We start from the raw sequence: 18,191 nt of genomic DNA, 5'->3' as shown, positions 1-18,191 counted from the left end.
GAACGGGCGGCCCAGCCGCCGAGCCGGCACCGCCCGCCGCCCGTTGCCCGGCCCGCCGCCCGTTGTCCACCGGGCGGGCAACGGCCCCGCTCCTGGCCGGACGCCCGCCGCCGAGGTCAGAGCCAACCGCGCTCGCGCGCGCGACGGGCCGCCGTGTGCCGGTTCTCCGCGTCGAGCTTGGCCACGGCCGAGGACAGGTAGTTCCGCACCGTGCCCGGGGCCAACGCCGCACGCTCCGCGATCTCAGCGATCGGCGCGCCGTCCGCCGCCAGCTCCAGCAACTCGGCCTCCCGATCCGTCAGCGGCGAGTCCCCCGCGCTGATCGCGTCGGCCGCCAACTCCGGGTCCACATAGCGGTTTCCCGCGTGCACCGTGCGAATGATCTCCCCCAGCCGCTGCGCCGAGACCGTCTTGGGGAGGAACGCCCTGGCGCCGGCGGCCAACGCGCGCTTGAGATGGCCCGGGCGACCGTGGCCGGTGACGATCATCACGGCACAGTCGGGCAGGTCCGCCCGGAGCGTGTTCGCCACCGACACCCCGTCCGCGCCCGGCATCTCAAGGTCGAGCACCGCGACATCGGGGCGCTGAGCGCGGGCCATGGCCAGCGCCTCGGGCCCTGAGGCGGCCTCCGCCACCACCAACAGGTCGTCCTCAAGGGCCAACAGCGCCGCCAGCGCCCCCCTGATCAGATGTTCGTCGTCGGCCAGCAGCACCCGGATCACCGACCGTTCCTCGCTCAACGCGACGCCCCTCTCTCCACACTCGCCGCCTCCTCCTCAACCGGCCGCTCCCGCCGCCGCGCCGCGCCGTCCAACGCGCCCTCGGCGCCACCGACCCCGGGCGCCTCCGGGCTCTCCCGGTCCAACGGCACGCGCGCGGTCAGCCGGAAGACGCCGCCGGGAGCGGACTCCACCGAGAGCGTGCCACCCAGAGCGGACAGCCGCTCCCGCAGGCCGGCCAGCCCGCTCCCGGCCTGGTCGGGCCGCGCACCGTCCACGCGTGACCCGTCGTTCTCCAACGACAACTCGGCCCAGCCGTCGGGGGAGCGGCCGAACCCGATGTCGCACCGCCTCGCCGAGGAGTGCCGCAGCACGTTCGTGACACCCTCGCGCACCACCCAGCCCAGCGCGGAGCCGACCTTCGGCGGCAACGTCGGAGCGACGGTGCTCGCCCCCGTCAACGAGCAGCGGATGTCCGCCGCCTCCAACACGCCCCGGGCGCCCGCCAGTTCGGCCCGCAGATCGACCTCGCGATAGCCCCTCACCACCTCCCTGATCTCGCGCTGGGACTCGCGGGCGATCCGCTGCACCTCGGCCAGCTGCTCGGCGGCGTCCGGCGAACCCCGCCGGGCCAGCTGGGCCGCCAACTCGGTCTTCAGCGCGATGACCGAGAGGTTGCGGCCCAGCACATCGTGCAGGTCGCGGCCGAACCGCAGCCGCTCCTCGGCCACCGCCAGCCGCTTCTCCGTCTCCCGCGCGGCATCCACCCGGTCCAGCACCCGCAACGTCCAGGCGGAGGCCCGGTAGGTGCCGCCCATGAAGAGGCCGAACGGCAGCAGGAACGCGGCCTGCGCCAGCATCGCGGTCGAGTCCGGCCGGTAGAGGGCGAAGGCCGCCAGACAGCTGGCCACCGGCGCGGCCGCCAGACCCGCGGCCCAGCGCAGCGGCAGCAGAAGGGCGGTGGGGCCCGCGTAGAACGCCGTGGTCACCAATGTCAGCGGAAGCACCCTGGGAGTGAGCAGGTCCAGCGCGACGGCGCCGCCCACCAGGAGCGACGTGGCGCAGGTGAACCCCGTCGTCCAGGAGATCAGCCTCGTCGGCCGGGGAGTCCCGTCGAGATAGTGGCGGAGACCGTCCCTGGTGGCCATCAGCATCAGGAACGCGTGGTGGGTGACCAGGACACACAGCGCCAGGCTCGCCCACCCCCCGTCCAACGGGCCCGCGTTGATCAGCACGCTGGCGATCGCCGCCAGCTCCGACAGGGAGATGAAGTAGAGCGTGTACCGGGTGTAGGCGTGGACCCGCCTCTGGTGGCTGGTGTGCCGCAGCTCCTTCCACCCGCGTGGCAACCACATGGACCGTGCCCCTTCTCCTCGGAAGTCCCTTCGTGTGCGGGGGCGAGCGGCCACCCTGGCGCCCCGAGGCCCGCCCCCAGCCCGTGAGAGATGGGGACCGACCAGCGCTCGCGTTACTGCCTCGGGTCCCAGCGGAACCAACGCCTCACAGCAAACACCCCGATCACCACCCACGCCAAGGCGAACAGCCCGGCCCTGGCAATCTCGACACCGTCGAGGCCACCTATCCAGCCGTGCCGTATCAGCTCGACCGAGCCCGTCAGAGGCAGCATCCGGCAGGCCCAGGTGACCGACTCGGGGAAGATCTCCAGCGGGATGAAGATCCCGCACCCCACGGCACACACGAGCAGCAACGGCGTGGTGGTGATCTGCGCGCTGTCCACCGTCCTGGTCAGACCCGCCGTGACCACGGCCAGCAGCACCAGGGTGACCACCGCCAGTCCGATGCCCGCCAGCAACAACGCCGGCGAGCCCGGCGCCGACACGTCCAGCAGCACGGTGCCGGCCACCACCAACACCAGGGACTGCGCCACCGCGACCGTCACCGTCGGGAGCGCGGCGCCCATGAGGATCTCCCGATCCGCTATCTCCCCGGTCCGCAGCCGCTTGAGCACGCGCTCCTCCCGCCTGGTCACCAGCGCCGGCACCAGGTTGAGATAGATGACCACCAGCAGCACCATCCCCACGCCGCCGGTCAACACCGCCTCGCCCTGCGTCAGTCCGGCCTCGGAGAGATCCAGCTCCTCCAGCGCCGAGTATGTCGCCAGGACCATCAGCAGCGGCATCAGCAGCGCGACCCACAGGGCCGTCCTGCTGCGCAGCAGCAGCGTCAGCTCCGCCCGCGCCAGCGACCGCATCCGCCGGACCGACGCCCCGCCGGCCGCCGACGGCGCCAGCCGCTCGGTCCGCTCGCTCCGCATCGTGCTCATGCCGCGGCTCCCTTCCCGACCATGGCGGCCAGGCGCCCCGACTCCCGCTGCGCTCCGGCGATCTCCAGGAAGACCTCCTCCAGCGAGGCGGACCTGGCGTCCAGGGCCTCCAGCGCGACCCCCCGCCCCCGCGCCCAGAGCAGCAGCTCGGTGAGCGCCGACTGGAGATCCTGAGTCCTGATCTCCACCTGCCGGCCGTCCACGCCGGCGGGCAGCGACAGCGGCAGCTCGGCGGGGACCAGGCCCTCCGGCAGAAGGAACCTGATCCGAGAGGGCCGCGCCGCCATCACCTCCTCGGGCGTGCCCGAGACCGTGATCCGCCCCTCGGTCATGATCGCCAGACGGTCGGCCAACGCCTCGGCCTCCTCCAGATAGTGCGTGGTCAGCACGATCGTCGTCCCCTCGTCGCGCAGGCTCCTGACCAACTCCCAGGTCGTGCGCCGCGCCTGCGGGTCGAGGCCGGTGGTCGGCTCGTCGAGGAAGAGCACCCGGGGCCGCCCGATCAACGCCAGGGCGAGATCCAGCCGGCGCCGCTCGCCGCCGGAGAGCTGCTTGACCCGGACGTCGGCCCTGCCCGTGAGCCCGACCAGCGACAGCGCCTCGTCCGCCGGCCGCGCGTCCGTGGTGCAGCCGGCCCACATCCCGGCCGTCTCGGCGGCCGTCAACTCGCTGGGCAGGCCGCCCTCCTGCAACATGATCCCGATCCAGGGCCGCACCGTCGCGCGCTCCCGGAAGGGATCGAGCCCCAGAAGCCGGATCTCGCCCCCGCTGGGCTCCGCCAGCCCCTCCAGCAGCTCCACCGTGGAGGTCTTCCCCGCGCCGTTCGTCCCGAGCAGGGCGAAGACCTCGCCCCGCCGCACCGTGAAGTCCAACCCTCTGACCGCCTCGTAGGCACCCCCGGCCCCTCGGCCGGCGTAGCGCCTGCGCAGGCCCTGCACTTCGATCGCCGTTTCCATGCCCTCAAGGGTTCCGCCCCCACCGGCCCATCGGCAGTGCACGCTGTCACCAACCCTCATGACAGATGTCAGTTCCTCCGGCCCCTCCGCCCGGAAAGAATCGACGAGGCGGGACGAGACACCGGATCGTTCACCGGCACTCCGCCGGAGCGGACGACCGGCCCGCGCGCCGGCAGCGAAGAGGAAGGAGAGGGCCCATGCCGCAGGAAGCGGGGCCGCAGCGAGCGCACCGCCGGGCAACGAGGCTCCGGCAGACGAACTCCCGGGGCACGCACCCCCGGGGAGCCGACGGCGCCGGCGCGGCGGACCAGCCCGCCGCGCCCGGGACCGGGCCGCCCGCACCGCGCGTCCCGGGGCAGGAAGGGCGGGGCATGACGGTCACCAGGACGCGGGCGACGCGGGCGACGCGGAAACAGAGCGAGGGCCCGACGCCGAAGAACGACGTCGGGCCCTCGTGCCGAGCGGACGACGAGATTCGAACTCGCGACCCTCACCTTGGCAAGGTGATGCTCTACCAACTGAGCCACGTCCGCATGGGCCACCCGCGAGCGGGTGATGCTCGCCTACTGTACCTGATCCGAAGACCGGTCCAGCGGCTGGAGCGGGTGACAGGAATTGCACACTGCGCCTCCCTCTTGGAAAGAGGGTGTTCTACTACTGAACTACACCCGCGCGATCCTCAGGGCCTCCGGCCTTCCGGCCGGCGCCCCCTTGGCGCGCTCCAGACTTTAGCGGATCACCCGGGGGGCATGGCAAGTCGGCTCAGTCGGCCGGCCCCTCGGCGGTCGCCCGGCTCAACGAGCGGTGGCGTGTGCCTGGTTGAAGGCCTCGTAGACCTTCCGCGGAATGCGTCCCCTGGCCGGTACGCCCAGCCCGTTGGACTCGGCCCAGGCGCGGACGGCCTTCGGGTCGGGGGCCACCGCGGTGCGGTGGAAGGCGCGGCCCGACCGGCTCCGCTTGCGCCCCGCCTCCACGAAGGGGGCGAGCGCGTTGCGCAGCTGCTCAGCGTTGTGCGAGCTGAGGTCGATCTCGTAGGCCTTGCCATCGAGCCCGAAGGCGACCGTCTCCGACGCCTCCCCACCGTCGATGTCATCGGAGAGAGTGACCACTACACGCTGTGCCACGGATATCGGTCCTTTCGGGAGTGTGGTCGCCGTATCCCGGGCGTCCCGGGGCGGATCGCGCCGGTATGCCGGCGGCCGCGAACTCGGCGCTCCCCTGGTGAGTGAGCTTCTTCTTAATTTGTACTGCGCTGGAGGTGCTTAAGCGAAACCACGAAATTACCGTCGCGTGTCAACTGACGATCCTTCTCGCGATCCTCTCGCATGTCGCACCGCGCGTCATCGCGTACCGGGACCCTACTTTTCCACAGTCGTTTCTTGCAGGGGTTTGTGAGCCCGATACCTTAACGTGACCAGTATCCGGTCATCTACACGGGTAGATTTCTCCGCCGGGTACGCTGATCCATGCGGCGTCAAGCACCGTGTGACCACCCGTGTCAGGCTGCGTCGTCCCTGTATCACCACCACCGCATCACCACCGGGAGTAACCAGTGGCCCGCGTCGTAGTTGACGTCATGCTCAAGCCGGAGATCCTCGACCCGCAGGGACAGGCCGTGCAACGCGCCCTGCCCCGCCTGGGGTTCGAGGGGATCACGGACGTCCGCCAGGGCAAGCGCTTCGAACTCGATCTGGCCGGGCCCGTTGACGAGGCGGCGATCGCCAGGATCAGGGAGATCGCCGGCACGTTTCTGGCCAACACCGTGATCGAGGACTTCGAGGTCCGCGTCGAGGAGCTGGCGGACGCGCCGGGCGCGGCCACCGGGAGTGCCGGCGACAACGCGGCAGAAGAAGGGGCGGTTCGGTGACCATTCGTGTAGGAGTCGTCACATTTCCCGGATCTCTCGATGACCGGGACGCGGCTCGCGCGGTAAAGCTCGCCGGCGCCGAGCCGGTCGCCCTCTGGCACGGTGACAAAGATCTCCATCAGGTCGATGCGGTGATCCTGCCCGGCGGATTCTCGTATGGGGACTATCTCCGTTGCGGCGCGATCGCGCGTTTCTCGCCGGTGATGGAAACGATCATTGCGGGAGCACACGAGGGCCTGCCCGTCCTGGGTATCTGCAACGGTTTCCAGGTGCTGTGCGAATCCCATCTGCTGCCCGGGGCGTTGACCCGCAACGACCATCTGCACTTCGTCTGCCGCGACCAGCGACTGCGGGTGGAGAACACCTCCACCGCCTGGACCGGTGACTTCGCGCCCGCCGCCGAGATCACCATCCCCCTGAAGAACGGCGAGGGCGGCTATGTGGCCGACGAGGCCACGCTGGACGAACTGGAGGCCGAGGGCCGGGTGGTCTTCCGCTATCTGGACGTCAACCCCAACGGCTCCCGCCGCGACATCGCCGGCATCACCAACGCCGCCGGCAACGTCGTCGGCCTGATGCCCCACCCGGAACACGCCGTCGAGGCCCTCACCGGGCCGACGACCGACGGCCTTCCGTTCTTCACCTCGGTACTCAAGAAGCTGGTCGCCTGATGCCCGCACAGTCCAAGCCCGTCCTGGACACCGTCAAGCACGCCGCCGACACCCCCGAAGCCGCCCAGCCCTGGGCCGAACTCGGCCTCAAGGAGGACGAGTACCAGCGCATCAGGGAGATTCTCGGCCGCCGGCCCACCGGCGCCGAGCTGGCCATGTACTCGGTGATGTGGTCGGAGCACTGTAGCTACAAGTCCAGCAAGGTCCACCTCCGGCAGTTCGGCGAGAAGGCCCCCACCAGCGACGCGCTGCTGGTCGGCATCGGGGAGAACGCCGGCGTCGTCGACGTCGGCCAGGGCTACGCCGTCACCTTCAAGGTCGAGTCGCACAACCACCCCTCCTACGTCGAGCCCTACCAGGGCGCGGCCACCGGAGTCGGCGGGATCGTGCGGGACATCCTTGCCATGGGCGCCCGCCCGATCGGGGTGATGGACCCGCTGCGGTTCGGCGCGGCCGACCACCCCGACACCCGCCGGGTGCTGCCCGGCGTGGTCGCCGGCATCGGCGGCTACGGCAACTGCCTCGGCCTGCCCAACATCGGCGGCGAGGTCGTCTTCGACCCCTGCTACCAGGGGAACCCGCTGGTCAACGCGCTCTGCGTCGGTGTGATGCGGCACGAGGACATCCACCTCGCCAAGGCGGCAGGCGCCGGCAACAAGGTCATCCTCTACGGCGCCCGCACCGGCGGCGACGGCATCGGCGGCGTCTCCGTGCTCGCCTCCGAGACCTTCGACTCGGGGGGCCCAGCCAAGCGGCCGGCCGTGCAGGTCGGGGACCCGTTCCAGGAGAAGCTGCTCATCGAGTGCACCCTGGAGATCTTCGCCGAGCGCCTGGTCACCGGCATCCAGGACCTCGGCGGCGCCGGACTCTCCTGCGCCACATCGGAGTTGGCCTCGGCCGGCTCCGGCGGGATGCGCGTCGAGCTGGACGCCGTGCCGCTCCGCGACTCCTCGCTCTCCCCCGAGGAGATCCTGATGAGCGAGTCCCAGGAGCGCATGTGCGCGGTGGTCGAGCCGGGCAAGGTCGACCGTTTCCTGGAGATCTGCGCCAAGTGGGACGTGATCGCCACGGTGATCGGCGAGGTCACCGAGGGCGACCGGCTGGAGATCTACTGGCACGGTGAGCAGGTCGTGGACGTTCCGCCGCGCACCGTGGCCCACGAGGGGCCGGTGTACGAGCGCCCTTACGCGCGCCCCACGTGGCAGGACGCCCTCCAGGCCGACGACCCGGCTCGGCTGGCGCGCCCGGCCGACGCCGCCGAGCTGCGCGCACAGGTGCTGCGCCTAGTCGGCTCGCCCAACCAGGCCGACGTCTCCTGGATCACCGACCAGTACGACCGCTACGTCCTGGGCAACACGGTGCTGGCCCAGCCCGAGGACAGCGGGATGCTGCGGATCGACGAGGAGACCAACCTCGGCGTCGCGCTGGCCACCGACGGCAACGGGCGCTACGCCAAGCTGGACCCGTACACCGGCGCTCAGCTCGCGCTCGTCGAGGCGTACCGGAACGTCGCCGCCGGCGGCGCCAAGCCGCTGGCCGTCACCGACTGCCTCAACTTCGGCTCGCCCGAGGACCCGGCCGTGATGTGGCAGTTCGCCGAGGCGACCCGGGGCCTGGCCGACGCCTGCCTCGCCCTGGGCCTGCCGGTGACCGGCGGCAACGTCTCCCTCTACAACCAGACCGGCGAGACCGCGATCCACCCCACCCCCGTGGTCGGCGTGCTGGGCGTGATCGACGACGTCACCCGGCGCACGCCGATGGCGTTCCGCACCGAGGGCCAGCTGCTCTACCTCCTCGGCGAAACCCACGAGGAGTTCGGCGGCTCGGCCTGGACGGACGTGATCCACGGCCACCTGGGCGGGCTGCCGCCCCGCGTCGACCTGGAACGGGAGCGGCTGCTCGGCGAGATCCTGATCGCGGCGAGCCGGGACGGCATGATCGACGCCGCCCACGACCTCTCCGACGGTGGCCTGATCCAGGCGGTCGTCGAGTCCTGCCTCAGGGGCGGGAAGGGCGCCCGGCTGGTGGTCCCCGAGGGGCTGTCGCCGTTCACCTTCCTGCTGTCGGAGTCCACGGCCCGCGCCGTGGTGGCGCTGCCGCGCGGCGAGGAGGTGCGGTTCACCGACATGTGCGCGGCGCGTGGGCTGCCCGCCACCCGGATCGGCGTGGTGGACGGCGCCGCCGTCGAGGTGCAGGGCCAGTTCAGCCTCCCGCTGGACGAGCTGCGCGAGGCGCACGAGCGCCGGGGGCCCGCGCTGTCGGGCGGCGCCCCCCGGCCCCGGGCCGGCGGCCGCCGGCCCCCGGGCACCGGGGGAGCGGCGGCCGACGTCCTGGCCGACGGGTCACCGCACGGGCCACGCCGCCCGGTCCCGTCGGCTGACCGGACCCGTCACCAGGGCTTGGTCTCGTAACGCGGGCCGAGGTCCGGGTCGTCGGTGCGCTCCAGCTTGGTGACCAGCCGCTGCGAGGCCACCAGGTCGTGGAGGAGCACCTTGGTCCGGTCGTGCGGAAGGCCGGCCGTGCGGGCCACCTCGTGGGCGTAGACCGCGTTGCCGTCGTGGCGGCGTTCCGCCTGGGCCACCGCCTGGAAGACCGCCTGGTGTTCCTGCCCGTACCCCGGATCCGTGCGGCCGGTGAACGAGCGGCCGGGCGGCGGCGCGGGGGGCGGCTCGGCCCGTTCGGCCGCCTGCTCGGCGGCCTCGACCCGCTGCTTGCCCCGCTCCAGGGGCTCCATGCGCTCCTCGTGGTCGAGCGAGTTGCGCCGGGGAACGTGGGTGCGCTGCTTGGAACCGCCGGTGGTGACGTTCCGGGCGCTCGGGCGCTCGCCCGCCTCCCGGGCGGACCGCGCCGCCGCGCGCCGCTGAACCTCGTTCCCCTCAACCTTCTTGCGAACCATCGCCGCACTCCTCTCTGCCGGGCCGCGCCGAAGAACGACCGGTCCGGCGGGATCAACGCTGGTGGAGGCCGGTCAACAGACCGCTGGCCAGCCCGTGCTGGCTCATGGTCCGGTGCACCCGCTCGGCCGTCGCCGCGTCCGGAAGCGGCACCGGCTCGGGCACCGCGTAGAGCCGGAACCGGTACCGGTGCGGGCGGTCACCCATCGGTGGCTGGGGTCCGTCCCAGCCGTGGTCGCCGAAGTCGTTGCGATGCTGCGTCCCGCCGTCGGGCACCTCTCCCTCGGCCACCCCGCCGCTCTCCGGATCGATGCCGGTGACCAGCCAGTGCACAAAGGTGCCGGACGGGGCGTCCGGGTCCTCGCAGAGCAGCACCAGCTCGCTCGTCCCCCTGGGCGGTGGCGACCAGATCAGGGGCGGGGACACGTTGTCGCCGTCCCTTGCGTGGCGGCGTGGGATCGGCGTGCGGTCGTTGAACGCCGTACTGTGCAGTTCGATACCAGCCATGCCGCCGGGGTACCCCGCCTGGCGCAAGGCATGTCAGATGCTTCGCCCTTTTTGTCCCCCCGCCGGGCCGCAGGGCCCGGGGAACGCCCCGGGCGCGGCGGCTCAGTGCGGCGGCTGCGCCGGGGGCTCGTCGCGCAGGCCGTCGATCGCCTGGTAGACGAGGTTCTTCAGCCCCTCCGGGTCCGGCACGTGCTTCAGCGTCATCATCCCCTGCTCGGAGGCGGACTGGACGCGGACCGTTCCGTACCGCATCAGCCGCTCCCACAGCGACGCGGAGAAGGCCACGTCGTTGACCCGCGCCAGCGGAATGCTGCGGCCCGACTTCGAGAGGAAACCCGAGCGCTTGTGCAGGCGCTTGGTGGTGAGGAAGTAGACCGTGGCACGCCACTGGAGCAGTGGCACCAGCCAGAGCCAGATCGCCGCGATCGCGGCCACCCCGAGCACCACCCAGACGCCCGTGCTCCCCCAGTCCTCGTCGGTCGGCAGCGCCCACACGGCCGCGCCCGCCACCGCGATGATCAGGCACAGCAGCAGGAACTCGCTGACCAGCGTCGTCCAGTGCTGCCTGGTCTCGTAGACGAGTTCCTCGTCCTCCGCCAGATACCTGTCCGCGTAAGCCATGCGCGCATCCTAGGGGCGGCACGGCCGGTTGGTTCCGGAGAACGCCTGGTTGGTATGACCTTGTCACCATCCAACGGAGGGCGGTCGTCGTAAGCTCCGTGTCATGTCTGCCGTCGGTCGCAAACCCCGCGCCTACCACGCGGATCGAGTCCGTGACGCTCTGCTCGCCCAGGTGGAGTTCGTGCGGCTGGCCGTCCACGAGCTGCCGAAGGAACTGCTGGCGCGCCCAACGGACCTGCCGGGCTGGGACGTTCGCCTGCTGCTGGCGCACATCGCCCAGGAGATGGACGCGCTGCCCCGGCTGCTGGCCCGGCCCGCGCCCCCGGTGACCAGGGCGGAGACCGACCTGGACCGCTGGGCGGCGGGCACCCGCGGGCTCGCCGACGCCAAGGACCGCGACGCCCGCGACGCGGCCGAGCGGCAGCCGGACCACCGGGCGGCGATCGACGGCGCGGCCGAGGAGCTGGACGCCGTGGTGGAGACGGGGATCAGGAACGACCTGCTGATCCCCCACGCGTTCGGCGCGATGCGGGCACTGGACTACACGGTGACCAGGGTCGTCGAGCTGGTGGTGCACAGCGACGACCTGACCAGGGCCACCGGGCTGCCCGTCCGGTTGGACCGGGGGGCGTTGGCCATCACGGTCCGGGTGCTCGCCGACGCCCTGGCCGCCAAGGCTCCCGGCGCCTCGACCGAGCTGCGGGTGCCCCCGTTCGTCGCGGTGCAGTGCGTCGCCGGGCCCCGGCACACCCGGGGCACCCCGCCCAACGTGGTGGAGAGCGACCCGCTGACCTGGCTCCGGCTGGCCTCCGGACGGATCGACTGGGCCGCCGCCACCGCCACCGGACGGCTGCGGGCCAGCGGCGAACGTGCCGGCGCGCTCGCCGACGAACTGCCCGTGCTCGGCTGACCGCCCTGCGTCCCACAACGCCCGAACCGCGCCGCGATGGGGCATGTCTCACAATCCAGGGGGTTCTCCCCGACCCCCCGTTCTGGCCTAAACTCGTGGTGTGCCACGTGGTGACGGACGACTCAACCACGACCTTGACCCCGGCGAGAAGGGCCCGAGGGACGCGTGCGGCGTCTTCGGTGTCTGGGCCCCGGGCGAGGAGGTCGCCAAACTCACCTTCTTCGGGCTCTACGCGCTACAGCACCGCGGACAGGAATCCGCGGGGATCGCGGTGAGCGACGGTTCCAAGATCCTTGTCTTCAAGGACATGGGGCTGGTCTCGCAGGTCTTCGACGAGACCTCCCTGGGCTCCCTGACCGGCCACATCGCGGTCGGCCACACCCGTTACTCGACGACCGGCGCCCCCACCTGGGAGAACGCCCAGCCCACCTTCCGGGCCACCGGACACGGCTCCGTCGCCCTGGGCCACAACGGGAACCTGGTCAACACGGCCGAGCTGGCCCGCCTCGTCGCCGAGTTGCCGGGCGGCCGGGGATCGCGCCAGCGGGTCGCCACCACCAACGACACCGACCTGGTCACGGCGCTGCTCGCCGGCCAGCGCGACGAGAACGGCGAGCCGCTGACCGTCGAGGAGGCGGCGCCCAGGGTGCTGCCCCGGGTGAAGGGCGCCTTCTCCTTCGTCTTCATGGACGAGAACACCCTCTACGCGGCGCGCGACCCGCAGGGCTTCCGCCCCCTGGTCCTCGGCCGTTCGGAGCGCGGCTGGGTCGTCGCCTCCGAGACCGCCGCGCTGGACATCGTCGGCGCCTCCGTGGTCCGCGAGATCGAGCCGGGCGAGATGATCGCCGTCGACGCGAACGGCCTGCGGTCCACGCGATTCGCGGAAGCGAAGCCACGTGGCTGCGCCTTCGAGTACGTGTACCTGGCCCGTCCCGACACCGACATCGCCGGGCGGAACGTCTATCTCTCCCGGGTCGAGATGGGCCGCCGGCTCGCCGCCGAGTCCCCCGTCGAGGCCGACCTGGTGATATCGACCCCCGAGTCCGGCACCCCGGCCGCCATCGGCTACGCCGAGGCCAGCGGCATCCCCTACGGCTCGGGCCTGGTGAAGAACTCCTACGTCGGACGCACGTTCATCCAGCCCAGCCAGACCATCCGGCAGCTGGGCATCCGGCTCAAGCTCAACCCGCTCAAGGAGGTCATCAGGGGCAAGCGCCTGGTGGTCGTGGACGACTCCATCGTCCGTGGCAACACCCAGCGCGCCCTGGTGCGGATGCTGCGCGAGGCGGGCGCGGCCGAGGTCCACGTCCGGATCAGCTCGCCGCCGATCAAGTGGCCCTGCTTCTTCGGCATCGACTTCGCGACCCGGGCCGAACTGATCGCCAACGGGCTCACCGTGGACGAGATCGGGGCCTCGCTGGGCGCCGACTCGCTCTCCTACATCTCGCTTGAGGGCATGGTCGAGGCCACCACCATCGCCAGACCCAACCTGTGCCGGGCCTGCTTCGACGGCGAGTACCCGGTGGAGCTGCCCGATCCCGAGCTGCTGGGCAAGGACGTTCTGGAGCAGCCGGCGCTCGACGCCGCCGCGTCGCCGGGCGACTCGCTGCCCCTGGTCACCGGGCCCGGCGCCGCCGACGCGCTGCGGCGCCCGTGAGCCGACCGGCACCGGTGCCGCACGACCACACGAGAGAGACCTGATGACGACGAACGTGCCCGGAGCCAGCTATGCGGCGGCCGGTGTGGATATCGAGGCCGGCGAGACCGCCGTCCGGCTGATGAAGGAGTGGGTCGCCAAGGCCCAGCGCCCGGAGAGCGTCGGCGGCCTCGGCGGCTTCGCCGGGCTCTTCGACGCCTCCGCGCTCACCCGCTACCGCCGCCCCCTGCTGGCCTCGGCCACCGACGGGGTGGGCACCAAGGTCGCCATCGCCCAGCGCCTCGACATCCACGACACCGTCGGCCGCGACCTGGTCGCCATGGTGGTCGACGACCTGGTGGTCTGCGGCGCCGAGCCGCTCTTCATGACCGACTACATCTGCGTCGGGAAGGTCTACCCGGAACGGGTCGCCGCCCTGGTCAAGGGCATCGCCGAGGGCTGTGTGCTGGCCGGCTGCGCCCTGGTGGGCGGCGAGACCGCCGAGCACCCTGGCCTGCTCGGGGCGGAGGAGTACGACGTGGCCGGCGCCGCGACCGGGGTGGTCGAGGCGGACGCGCTGCTGGGCGCGGACCGGGTGCGGCCGGGGGACGTGCTGGTGGCCATGGGGGCGAGCGGACTGCACTCCAACGGCTACTCGCTGGTCCGCCATGTGCTGTTGCACCAGGCCGGCTGGGGTCTTGAGCGGGAGGTGCCCGAGTTCGGCAGGACGCTGGGCGAGGAGCTGCTGGAGCCGACCCGGATCTATTCGTTGGACTGCCTGGCCCTGACCGAGGCCGTCGAGGTGCACGCCTTCGCCCATGTCACCGGCGGCGGGCTGGCGAACAACCTGGCCCGGGTGCTGCCCGAGCGGGTGCGGGCCGTGGTCGACCGGGCCAGCTGGACGCCGGCGCCGGTCTTCGACGTGGTCGGCGAGGTGGGCCGGGTCGCCAGGGAGGAACTGGAGAAGACGCTCAACATGGGCGTGGGCATGGTCGCGGTGCTGCCCCCCGAGGCGGTGGACCGCTCGCTGGCCCTGCTGGCGGAGCGCGGCGTGCCGGCCTGGGTGCTCGGCGAGGTCCACGCTGAGGAGACGGCCGGCGGTCCGGGCACGGTCACGCTGACCGGGGACCACCCGCGCTGAGCGACGCGACGCGGCCGGCCGCGACGAGAGCGCGCCGGCCGGAGCGGCCGAACAACCGTGAACAACCCCGAGCGATCCCACCCGACCTCAGAACCTGAACTCGAATGACCCCGAACAAGACTGAGACCGGTCCGGGAGAACCCCGGACCGGGCCAGTTGTCACGCGTCAGCCGAGCATCGTCTGTCAGCCGGGAACGCGGGGCGCGGGTCAGGCGCCGCGCCGTTTGGAAGAGTCGGGAGACGGCTCTTGGTCGTCCTCCTCGTCCTCTTCGTTGTACATCTCCGCGTACCGTGCGTACAGGTCGTCGTCCAGCTCATCGTCGCTCTCGAACCTGTCGCCGTTGGACGGCGGCTGGTCCGGCGTCGGTGAAGCACCCAGCTCTTCGGCCAGGCGAGAAAGGTCCGTCCGGCCGCTGTTGTACTTCAGCTGGCGGGCGACCTTCGTCTGCTTGGCCTTGGCCCGGCCGCGCCCCATTGGCTCGACCCCCTCAACGACGGGGCACGACGGCCCCGGAGTGTTGACATCCGTTCATGATCGAGAGCGGGCCCTTCAGAAGCGCCCAGTCCATCGGCCTTTAACCGTACCTGCTTCCGGGACCCCGCGGTACGCCGTCCGCAGGACCCGAGCCGCCACGCCCGCCGCCCGATGAACCCTCTCTGCTGGTCAACGGCGATTTTACCTTCTTTCCCAGTACGACTCGTCCGTGGGGGGTGACATGTCTTACGCAAACGGGCGATCCAGGCTCCTGGCCTGCGCGATTCGATGTTCGGCGATCCGGTCGGCGGCCACGGCCGGGGGAACGCCGTCCGACTCGGCGCGCTGGAAGATCTCGCGCGTGGTCAGCCTGATGTCCGCAGCCTTGGTCTTCGCACGTGCGAAGTCGAAGCCGTGCAACTCGTCGGCCACCTGGATCACCCCGCCCGAGTTCACCACGTAGTCGGGGGCGTAGAGGATGCCCCGCTCGGCCAGGTCCTTCTCGACGCCGGGGTGGTCGAGCTGGTTGTTGGCGGCGCCGCAGACGATGCCGGCGCGCAGCAGCGGCACGGTGTGGTCGTTGAGCACCCCGCCCAGGGCGCAGGGTGCGTAGATGTCCAGGCTGGGGTCGCTGATCAACTCGTCCTCGGAGTTCAGCGCGACGACCGAGGGGTGCGCGGTGAGCACGCGGCGGACCGCGTCCGGGTTGACGTCGTGGACCAGCACCCGGGCGCCGGCCTCGATCAGCTGGTCGACGAGCAGGTGGCCGACCTTGCCCACGCCGGCGACGCCGACGGTGCGGCCGGTCAGTTCCGGGGAGCCCCAGCGGTGCTCGGCCGAGGCGAGCATCGCCTCGAAGACGCCGTATGCGGTGAGCACGGAGGAGTCGCCGGCGCCGCCGTTCTCGGGGGAGCGGCCGGTGGTCCAGCGACAGGTCCTGGCGACCACGTCCATGTCCGCGACATAGGTGCCGACATCGCAGGCGGTGACGTAACGGCCGCCGAGTGCGGCCACGCAGCGGCCGTAGGCGAGCAGAAGTTCTTCGGACTTGATCTTCTCGGGATCTCCGATGATCACGGCCTTGCCGCCGCCGTGGTCCAGGCCGGCGAGGGCGTTCTTGTAGGTCATGCCGCGCGCCAGGCGGAGGGCGTCGGCGAGGGCGGCGCTCTCGGGGTGGGCCGCCTCCGGGTAGGCGTGGAAGCGCGTGCCGCCCAGCGCGGGCCCGAGCGCGGTCGAGTGGACGGCGATCACGGCGCGCAGACCGGTTGGCCGGTCCTGGCAGAGCACGACCTGTTCGTGTCCGCCCTGGTCCGAGTGGAACAGGGTGTCGAGCACCTCGGCCTCGGGTGTGCTGTCGCCGCTGACAGCAGGACGTACGTCGGTCACGGTGGTGACTCCTGTAGGTCGATGAGGACGCCCTCGCTGATGGGAGGGCTTGGTGAGACGAGCGTACGGCGACCTCGGCCTCGGGGATGCCGTGGGTGCGCGGTAGTGACACGATCGAGGTGAGCGCCCGCTTCTCGGGTGCGGGGGCGGCCGGTTGGCCGGTGTTCGAGCTGGGAGGGTAGGCGTGCCGAAGGTTCCGTACGCGGCGTATCTGAGGGTGTACGAGCCGTTGGCGGCCTTTCCCGAACCCGAGCGCACGCGGTGGGCCGAGTACGCCCGGCGGGCCGAGTTGCCCGGTGTGCAGGACGAGTTGCGGACCGCGTTGCGCGCCGTGGTGGCGACGCCGCCCCGGGTGGCTCCCGCGCAGGAGAGCGGGGACGCGTTCGTGACCTGGCTGGACGGGGTGCTCTGCGTCTGCCCCTGGCGCACCAGGCTGCGGTCCTGGCAGGCGCTCGGCGAGGTGGGGCACTGGCTGATGCCGCAGTCGGTGGTGGACTCCGCGCTGCCGCCGAGTGTGCGCCGGCGGGCGTCGGACGACTACACGCGCTGGCGGGAGCACAACCCCGATGCGCGGCCGTGGATACGCTCCGCGCTCTGGCATGTGCCGGTGCGCTGGTTCGTGCTGTTCGCTGATGACGAGCGGGAGTTCCGGGAGGCGGCCCAGCGGCCCGCCGAGAGGGCCGCCAGGCTGCGTTACCGGACGCCGATGGTCCAGGCGCGGCGGAGAGTCGCCAGGGGGCTGCGAGCGGTGCGCGAGGCGATGCCCGAGGGGCCGATGGTGGCGGCGCTGACGGAGGTGGGGCGGTGGCTGGAGGAGTTCCACCCGCGGTCGCTGGTCGAACTGGACTACGGCGGGCTGGTCTATACGATCTCCGAGGACCAGCTGGCGGCCGACCACTCCGCCGCCGAGGTCACCGAGGGGCTGGGGGCCCTGGCCGCCGGCGATCTCGAACGGGCCCAGCGGATCTACGAAGGGCTGACCGATCGCTGGATGGCCGTGCGAGAACGCCAGTTCGCCAACTGACAGTGGGGCGTGAGGGGACTAAAGCCCCAAGCGTGATGGAAGGCACTGTACGGACTCTTGCCTTCAAGTACTCCCCTCGTGTCAAAATAGGACAAGGAGTTCGGAGGGGCTCCTTCTGTCCGTCGAGGGGCGGATGGATCGGTATTGCACCTCCTTGGTAGGGCTGATGGCGACTCATCACGCTGTGACTGATCGTTACGGCTGTGTGACTGTCCGCTATGGCATGGTCCATCGGCTTCCGCCGAGGTTGAACACCTGAGAGGGCAATTCCGTCGGTTTGGCCGACCCGGCTGGACGGATGGTGTAGTTGTAGTGCCGAGGACAAGCCGTTCGTCCTATAACCGACTCGACCCGCGTCTGTCATTTCGGGCAACGCGGGTCAAGGTGCAGAATTTAGAGGAAAGAACCGTGATGGTTCGGTTCTCCCGAGGAGGCCGCTCATGACCGCTCGCACCCCTGATGCCGAGCCGCTGCTGACCCCGGCTGAGGTTGCCACGATGTTCCGCGTCGACCCGAAAACGGTCACACGCTGGGCAAAGGCGGGCAAGCTTACGTCTATCCGCACGCTCGGTGGGCACCGCCGCTACCGCGAAGCGGAGGTGCGCGCACTTCTGGCGGGCATCCCGCAGCAGCGTGGCGAGGCCTGAGCAACACCGCACATCCCAGGCCCCGGAGCCCCCACTCCGGACCGCTTGGCTTCGATCGCGCCGGACTCCGCCGGGTCCGGCGCGATCTTTTTGCGTTCTGGGGAAGGTTTCTGAGGGTCCGTGAGATGCCCCCAACTACCGGTGCAATTGCACATATTAAATTGGCGGGTGTCTCTACGGGGTCGAACGAGTCCAGCGCGCAATCGAGTTCAGTGACTCCCGTCACACACGTCCTCGCTTGCCCGCGCCCCTGCTGGCAGGGTAGTACGCCCACCCGCCTGCCCGACTCGTCCCTTCCTCGCGCCCTCACAGCGAAAGCCCGGACCCCTGTGGGGTCCGGGCTGGTGGTAAAGAGTTGAACTAAACGCTGAACGAAAGCGGTCCTGACGGGATTTGAACCCGCGGCCTCCACCTTGACAGGGTGGCGAGCACTCCAAACTGCTCCACAGGACC

General features: G+C 71.2%; 17 protein-coding genes, 3 tRNA genes and 1 pseudogene. 8 read left to right on the top strand and 13 right to left on the bottom strand.

Annotated elements, in window-relative coordinates:
- Positions 1 to 116: 116 nt before the first annotated feature.
- From EBN88_RS09590 to EBN88_RS09560, 7 genes are all read right to left on the bottom strand, one after another.
- Entirely contained in the window at positions 117 to 722 is a 606-nt protein-coding gene (locus EBN88_RS09590; protein WP_122183382.1) for a response regulator transcription factor, read from the bottom strand.
- 14 nt (positions 723 to 736) lie between these two features.
- Positions 737 to 2,074, bottom strand: a complete 1,338-nt coding sequence (locus tag EBN88_RS09585; protein WP_122183380.1) for a sensor histidine kinase — start codon at positions 2,072 to 2,074, stop codon at positions 737 to 739.
- A gap of 113 nt (positions 2,075 to 2,187) precedes the next feature.
- Complete coding sequence (locus EBN88_RS09580) at positions 2,188 to 2,994, bottom strand: ABC transporter permease (RefSeq protein WP_407703391.1); 807 nt, start codon at positions 2,992 to 2,994, stop codon at positions 2,188 to 2,190.
- Between the two features lie 5 nt (positions 2,995 to 2,999).
- Positions 3,000 to 3,959, bottom strand: coding sequence for an ABC transporter ATP-binding protein (locus EBN88_RS09575; RefSeq protein WP_122183378.1), 960 nt, complete (start codon positions 3,957 to 3,959; stop codon positions 3,000 to 3,002).
- A gap of 460 nt (positions 3,960 to 4,419) precedes the next feature.
- A tRNA-Gly gene (locus EBN88_RS09570) sits at positions 4,420 to 4,492 on the bottom strand.
- A gap of 64 nt (positions 4,493 to 4,556) precedes the next feature.
- A tRNA-Gly gene (locus tag EBN88_RS09565) sits at positions 4,557 to 4,631 on the bottom strand.
- Positions 4,632 to 4,753: 122 nt separating this feature from the next.
- Complete coding sequence (locus tag EBN88_RS09560) at positions 4,754 to 5,083, bottom strand: histone-like nucleoid-structuring protein Lsr2 (RefSeq protein ID WP_122183377.1); 330 nt, start codon at positions 5,081 to 5,083, stop codon at positions 4,754 to 4,756.
- A gap of 428 nt (positions 5,084 to 5,511) precedes the next feature.
- Here EBN88_RS09560 and purS point away from each other — a divergent pair, with 428 nt between their 5' ends.
- From purS to purL, 3 genes and pseudogenes are all read left to right on the top strand, one after another.
- On the top strand, positions 5,512 to 5,826 hold the full coding sequence (purS, locus tag EBN88_RS09555; RefSeq protein ID WP_122183376.1) for a phosphoribosylformylglycinamidine synthase subunit PurS: 315 nt from the start codon (positions 5,512 to 5,514) through the stop codon (positions 5,824 to 5,826).
- On the top strand, positions 5,823 to 6,497 hold the full coding sequence (gene purQ, locus EBN88_RS09550; protein ID WP_122183375.1) for a phosphoribosylformylglycinamidine synthase subunit PurQ: 675 nt from the start codon (positions 5,823 to 5,825) through the stop codon (positions 6,495 to 6,497). Before purS ends, purQ begins: the two co-directional genes overlap by 4 nt.
- Positions 6,497 to 8,755, top strand: a pseudogene (gene purL / locus EBN88_RS09545) (phosphoribosylformylglycinamidine synthase subunit PurL); the annotation flags it as partial. The gene purQ and the pseudogene purL, both read left to right, overlap by 1 nt.
- Before the next feature lie 131 nt (positions 8,756 to 8,886).
- Here purL and EBN88_RS31175 read toward each other — a convergent pair.
- The 3 genes from EBN88_RS31175 to EBN88_RS09530 all read right to left on the bottom strand — a co-directional run bounded on the left by EBN88_RS31175 (position 8,887) and on the right by EBN88_RS09530 (position 10,519).
- Positions 8,887 to 9,393: a hypothetical protein gene (locus EBN88_RS31175; RefSeq protein WP_199742308.1), complete on the bottom strand. Its 507-nt coding sequence runs from the start codon at positions 9,391 to 9,393 to the stop codon at positions 8,887 to 8,889.
- Between the two features lie 52 nt (positions 9,394 to 9,445).
- Positions 9,446 to 9,898, bottom strand: a complete 453-nt coding sequence (locus tag EBN88_RS09535; RefSeq protein WP_122183373.1) for a YbhB/YbcL family Raf kinase inhibitor-like protein — start codon at positions 9,896 to 9,898, stop codon at positions 9,446 to 9,448.
- 102 nt (positions 9,899 to 10,000) lie between these two features.
- Complete coding sequence (locus EBN88_RS09530) at positions 10,001 to 10,519, bottom strand: PH domain-containing protein (protein WP_122183372.1); 519 nt, start codon at positions 10,517 to 10,519, stop codon at positions 10,001 to 10,003.
- 103 nt (positions 10,520 to 10,622) lie between these two features.
- Between EBN88_RS09530 and EBN88_RS09525 the strand changes: the two genes are divergently transcribed.
- The 3 genes from EBN88_RS09525 (at position 10,623) to purM (ending at position 14,206) form a co-directional block, all read left to right on the top strand.
- Positions 10,623 to 11,429, top strand: coding sequence for a maleylpyruvate isomerase family mycothiol-dependent enzyme (locus tag EBN88_RS09525; protein ID WP_122183371.1), 807 nt, complete (start codon positions 10,623 to 10,625; stop codon positions 11,427 to 11,429).
- Positions 11,430 to 11,529: 100 nt separating this feature from the next.
- Positions 11,530 to 13,086 (top strand): amidophosphoribosyltransferase, encoded by a 1,557-nt coding sequence (gene purF / locus EBN88_RS09520; protein ID WP_122183370.1) that lies wholly within the window; start codon positions 11,530 to 11,532, stop codon positions 13,084 to 13,086.
- Between the two features lie 43 nt (positions 13,087 to 13,129).
- On the top strand, positions 13,130 to 14,206 hold the full coding sequence (gene purM, locus EBN88_RS09515) for a phosphoribosylformylglycinamidine cyclo-ligase (protein ID WP_122183369.1): 1,077 nt from the start codon (positions 13,130 to 13,132) through the stop codon (positions 14,204 to 14,206).
- A 208-nt stretch (positions 14,207 to 14,414) separates the two neighbouring features.
- Here the strand turns inward: purM and EBN88_RS09510 are convergent, their stop codons facing one another.
- Together EBN88_RS09510 and EBN88_RS09505 are read right to left on the bottom strand one after the other, a co-directional pair.
- Positions 14,415 to 14,681: a DUF3073 domain-containing protein gene (locus EBN88_RS09510; protein ID WP_122183368.1), complete on the bottom strand. Its 267-nt coding sequence runs from the start codon at positions 14,679 to 14,681 to the stop codon at positions 14,415 to 14,417.
- 246 nt (positions 14,682 to 14,927) lie between these two features.
- Positions 14,928 to 16,067 carry a Leu/Phe/Val dehydrogenase gene (locus EBN88_RS09505; RefSeq protein WP_122183367.1) on the bottom strand — a complete coding sequence of 380 codons (1,140 nt, stop codon included), beginning with the start codon at positions 16,065 to 16,067 and terminating at the stop codon, positions 14,928 to 14,930.
- Between the two features lie 184 nt (positions 16,068 to 16,251).
- Here EBN88_RS09505 and EBN88_RS09500 point away from each other — a divergent pair, with 184 nt between their 5' ends.
- Positions 16,252 to 17,091, top strand: a complete 840-nt coding sequence (locus EBN88_RS09500; protein ID WP_122183366.1) for a hypothetical protein — start codon at positions 16,252 to 16,254, stop codon at positions 17,089 to 17,091.
- Between the two features lie 440 nt (positions 17,092 to 17,531).
- The gene (gene bldC / locus EBN88_RS09495; RefSeq protein WP_019431930.1) at positions 17,532 to 17,738 is read left to right on the top strand and encodes a developmental transcriptional regulator BldC; all 207 of its coding nucleotides are present in this window, start codon (positions 17,532 to 17,534) and stop codon (positions 17,736 to 17,738) included.
- Positions 17,739 to 18,116: 378 nt separating this feature from the next.
- Here the strand turns inward: bldC and EBN88_RS09490 are convergent.
- Positions 18,117 to 18,191 (bottom strand) — tRNA-Asp (locus EBN88_RS09490).

Source organism: Streptomyces triticirhizae (assembly GCF_003696235.1).
Lineage (GTDB): Bacteria > Actinomycetota > Actinomycetes > Streptomycetales > Streptomycetaceae > Streptomyces > Streptomyces triticirhizae.
Note: the sequence above shows the minus strand (reverse complement) of the source record. Positions and strands in the feature narration are given on the sequence as shown.

Coding starts and splice junctions, on each gene's coding strand:
- EBN88_RS09530 (WP_122183372.1), bottom strand. CDS start 10,519: ATGGCTTACGCGGACAGGTATCTGGCGGAGGACGAGGAACTCGTCTAC.
- EBN88_RS09510 (WP_122183368.1), bottom strand. CDS start 14,681: ATGGGGCGCGGCCGGGCCAAGGCCAAGCAGACGAAGGTCGCCCGCCAG.
- purM (WP_122183369.1), top strand. CDS start 13,130: ATGACGACGAACGTGCCCGGAGCCAGCTATGCGGCGGCCGGTGTGGAT.
- EBN88_RS31175 (WP_199742308.1), bottom strand. CDS start 9,393: ATGGTTCGCAAGAAGGTTGAGGGGAACGAGGTTCAGCGGCGCGCGGCG.
- EBN88_RS09585 (WP_122183380.1), bottom strand. CDS start 2,074: ATGTGGTTGCCACGCGGGTGGAAGGAGCTGCGGCACACCAGCCACCAG.
- EBN88_RS09580 (WP_407703391.1), bottom strand. CDS start 2,994: ATGCGGAGCGAGCGGACCGAGCGGCTGGCGCCGTCGGCGGCCGGCGGG.
- EBN88_RS09575 (WP_122183378.1), bottom strand. CDS start 3,959: ATGGAAACGGCGATCGAAGTGCAGGGCCTGCGCAGGCGCTACGCCGGC.
- EBN88_RS09525 (WP_122183371.1), top strand. CDS start 10,623: ATGTCTGCCGTCGGTCGCAAACCCCGCGCCTACCACGCGGATCGAGTC.
- bldC (WP_019431930.1), top strand. CDS start 17,532: ATGACCGCTCGCACCCCTGATGCCGAGCCGCTGCTGACCCCGGCTGAG.
- EBN88_RS09535 (WP_122183373.1), bottom strand. CDS start 9,898: ATGGCTGGTATCGAACTGCACAGTACGGCGTTCAACGACCGCACGCCG.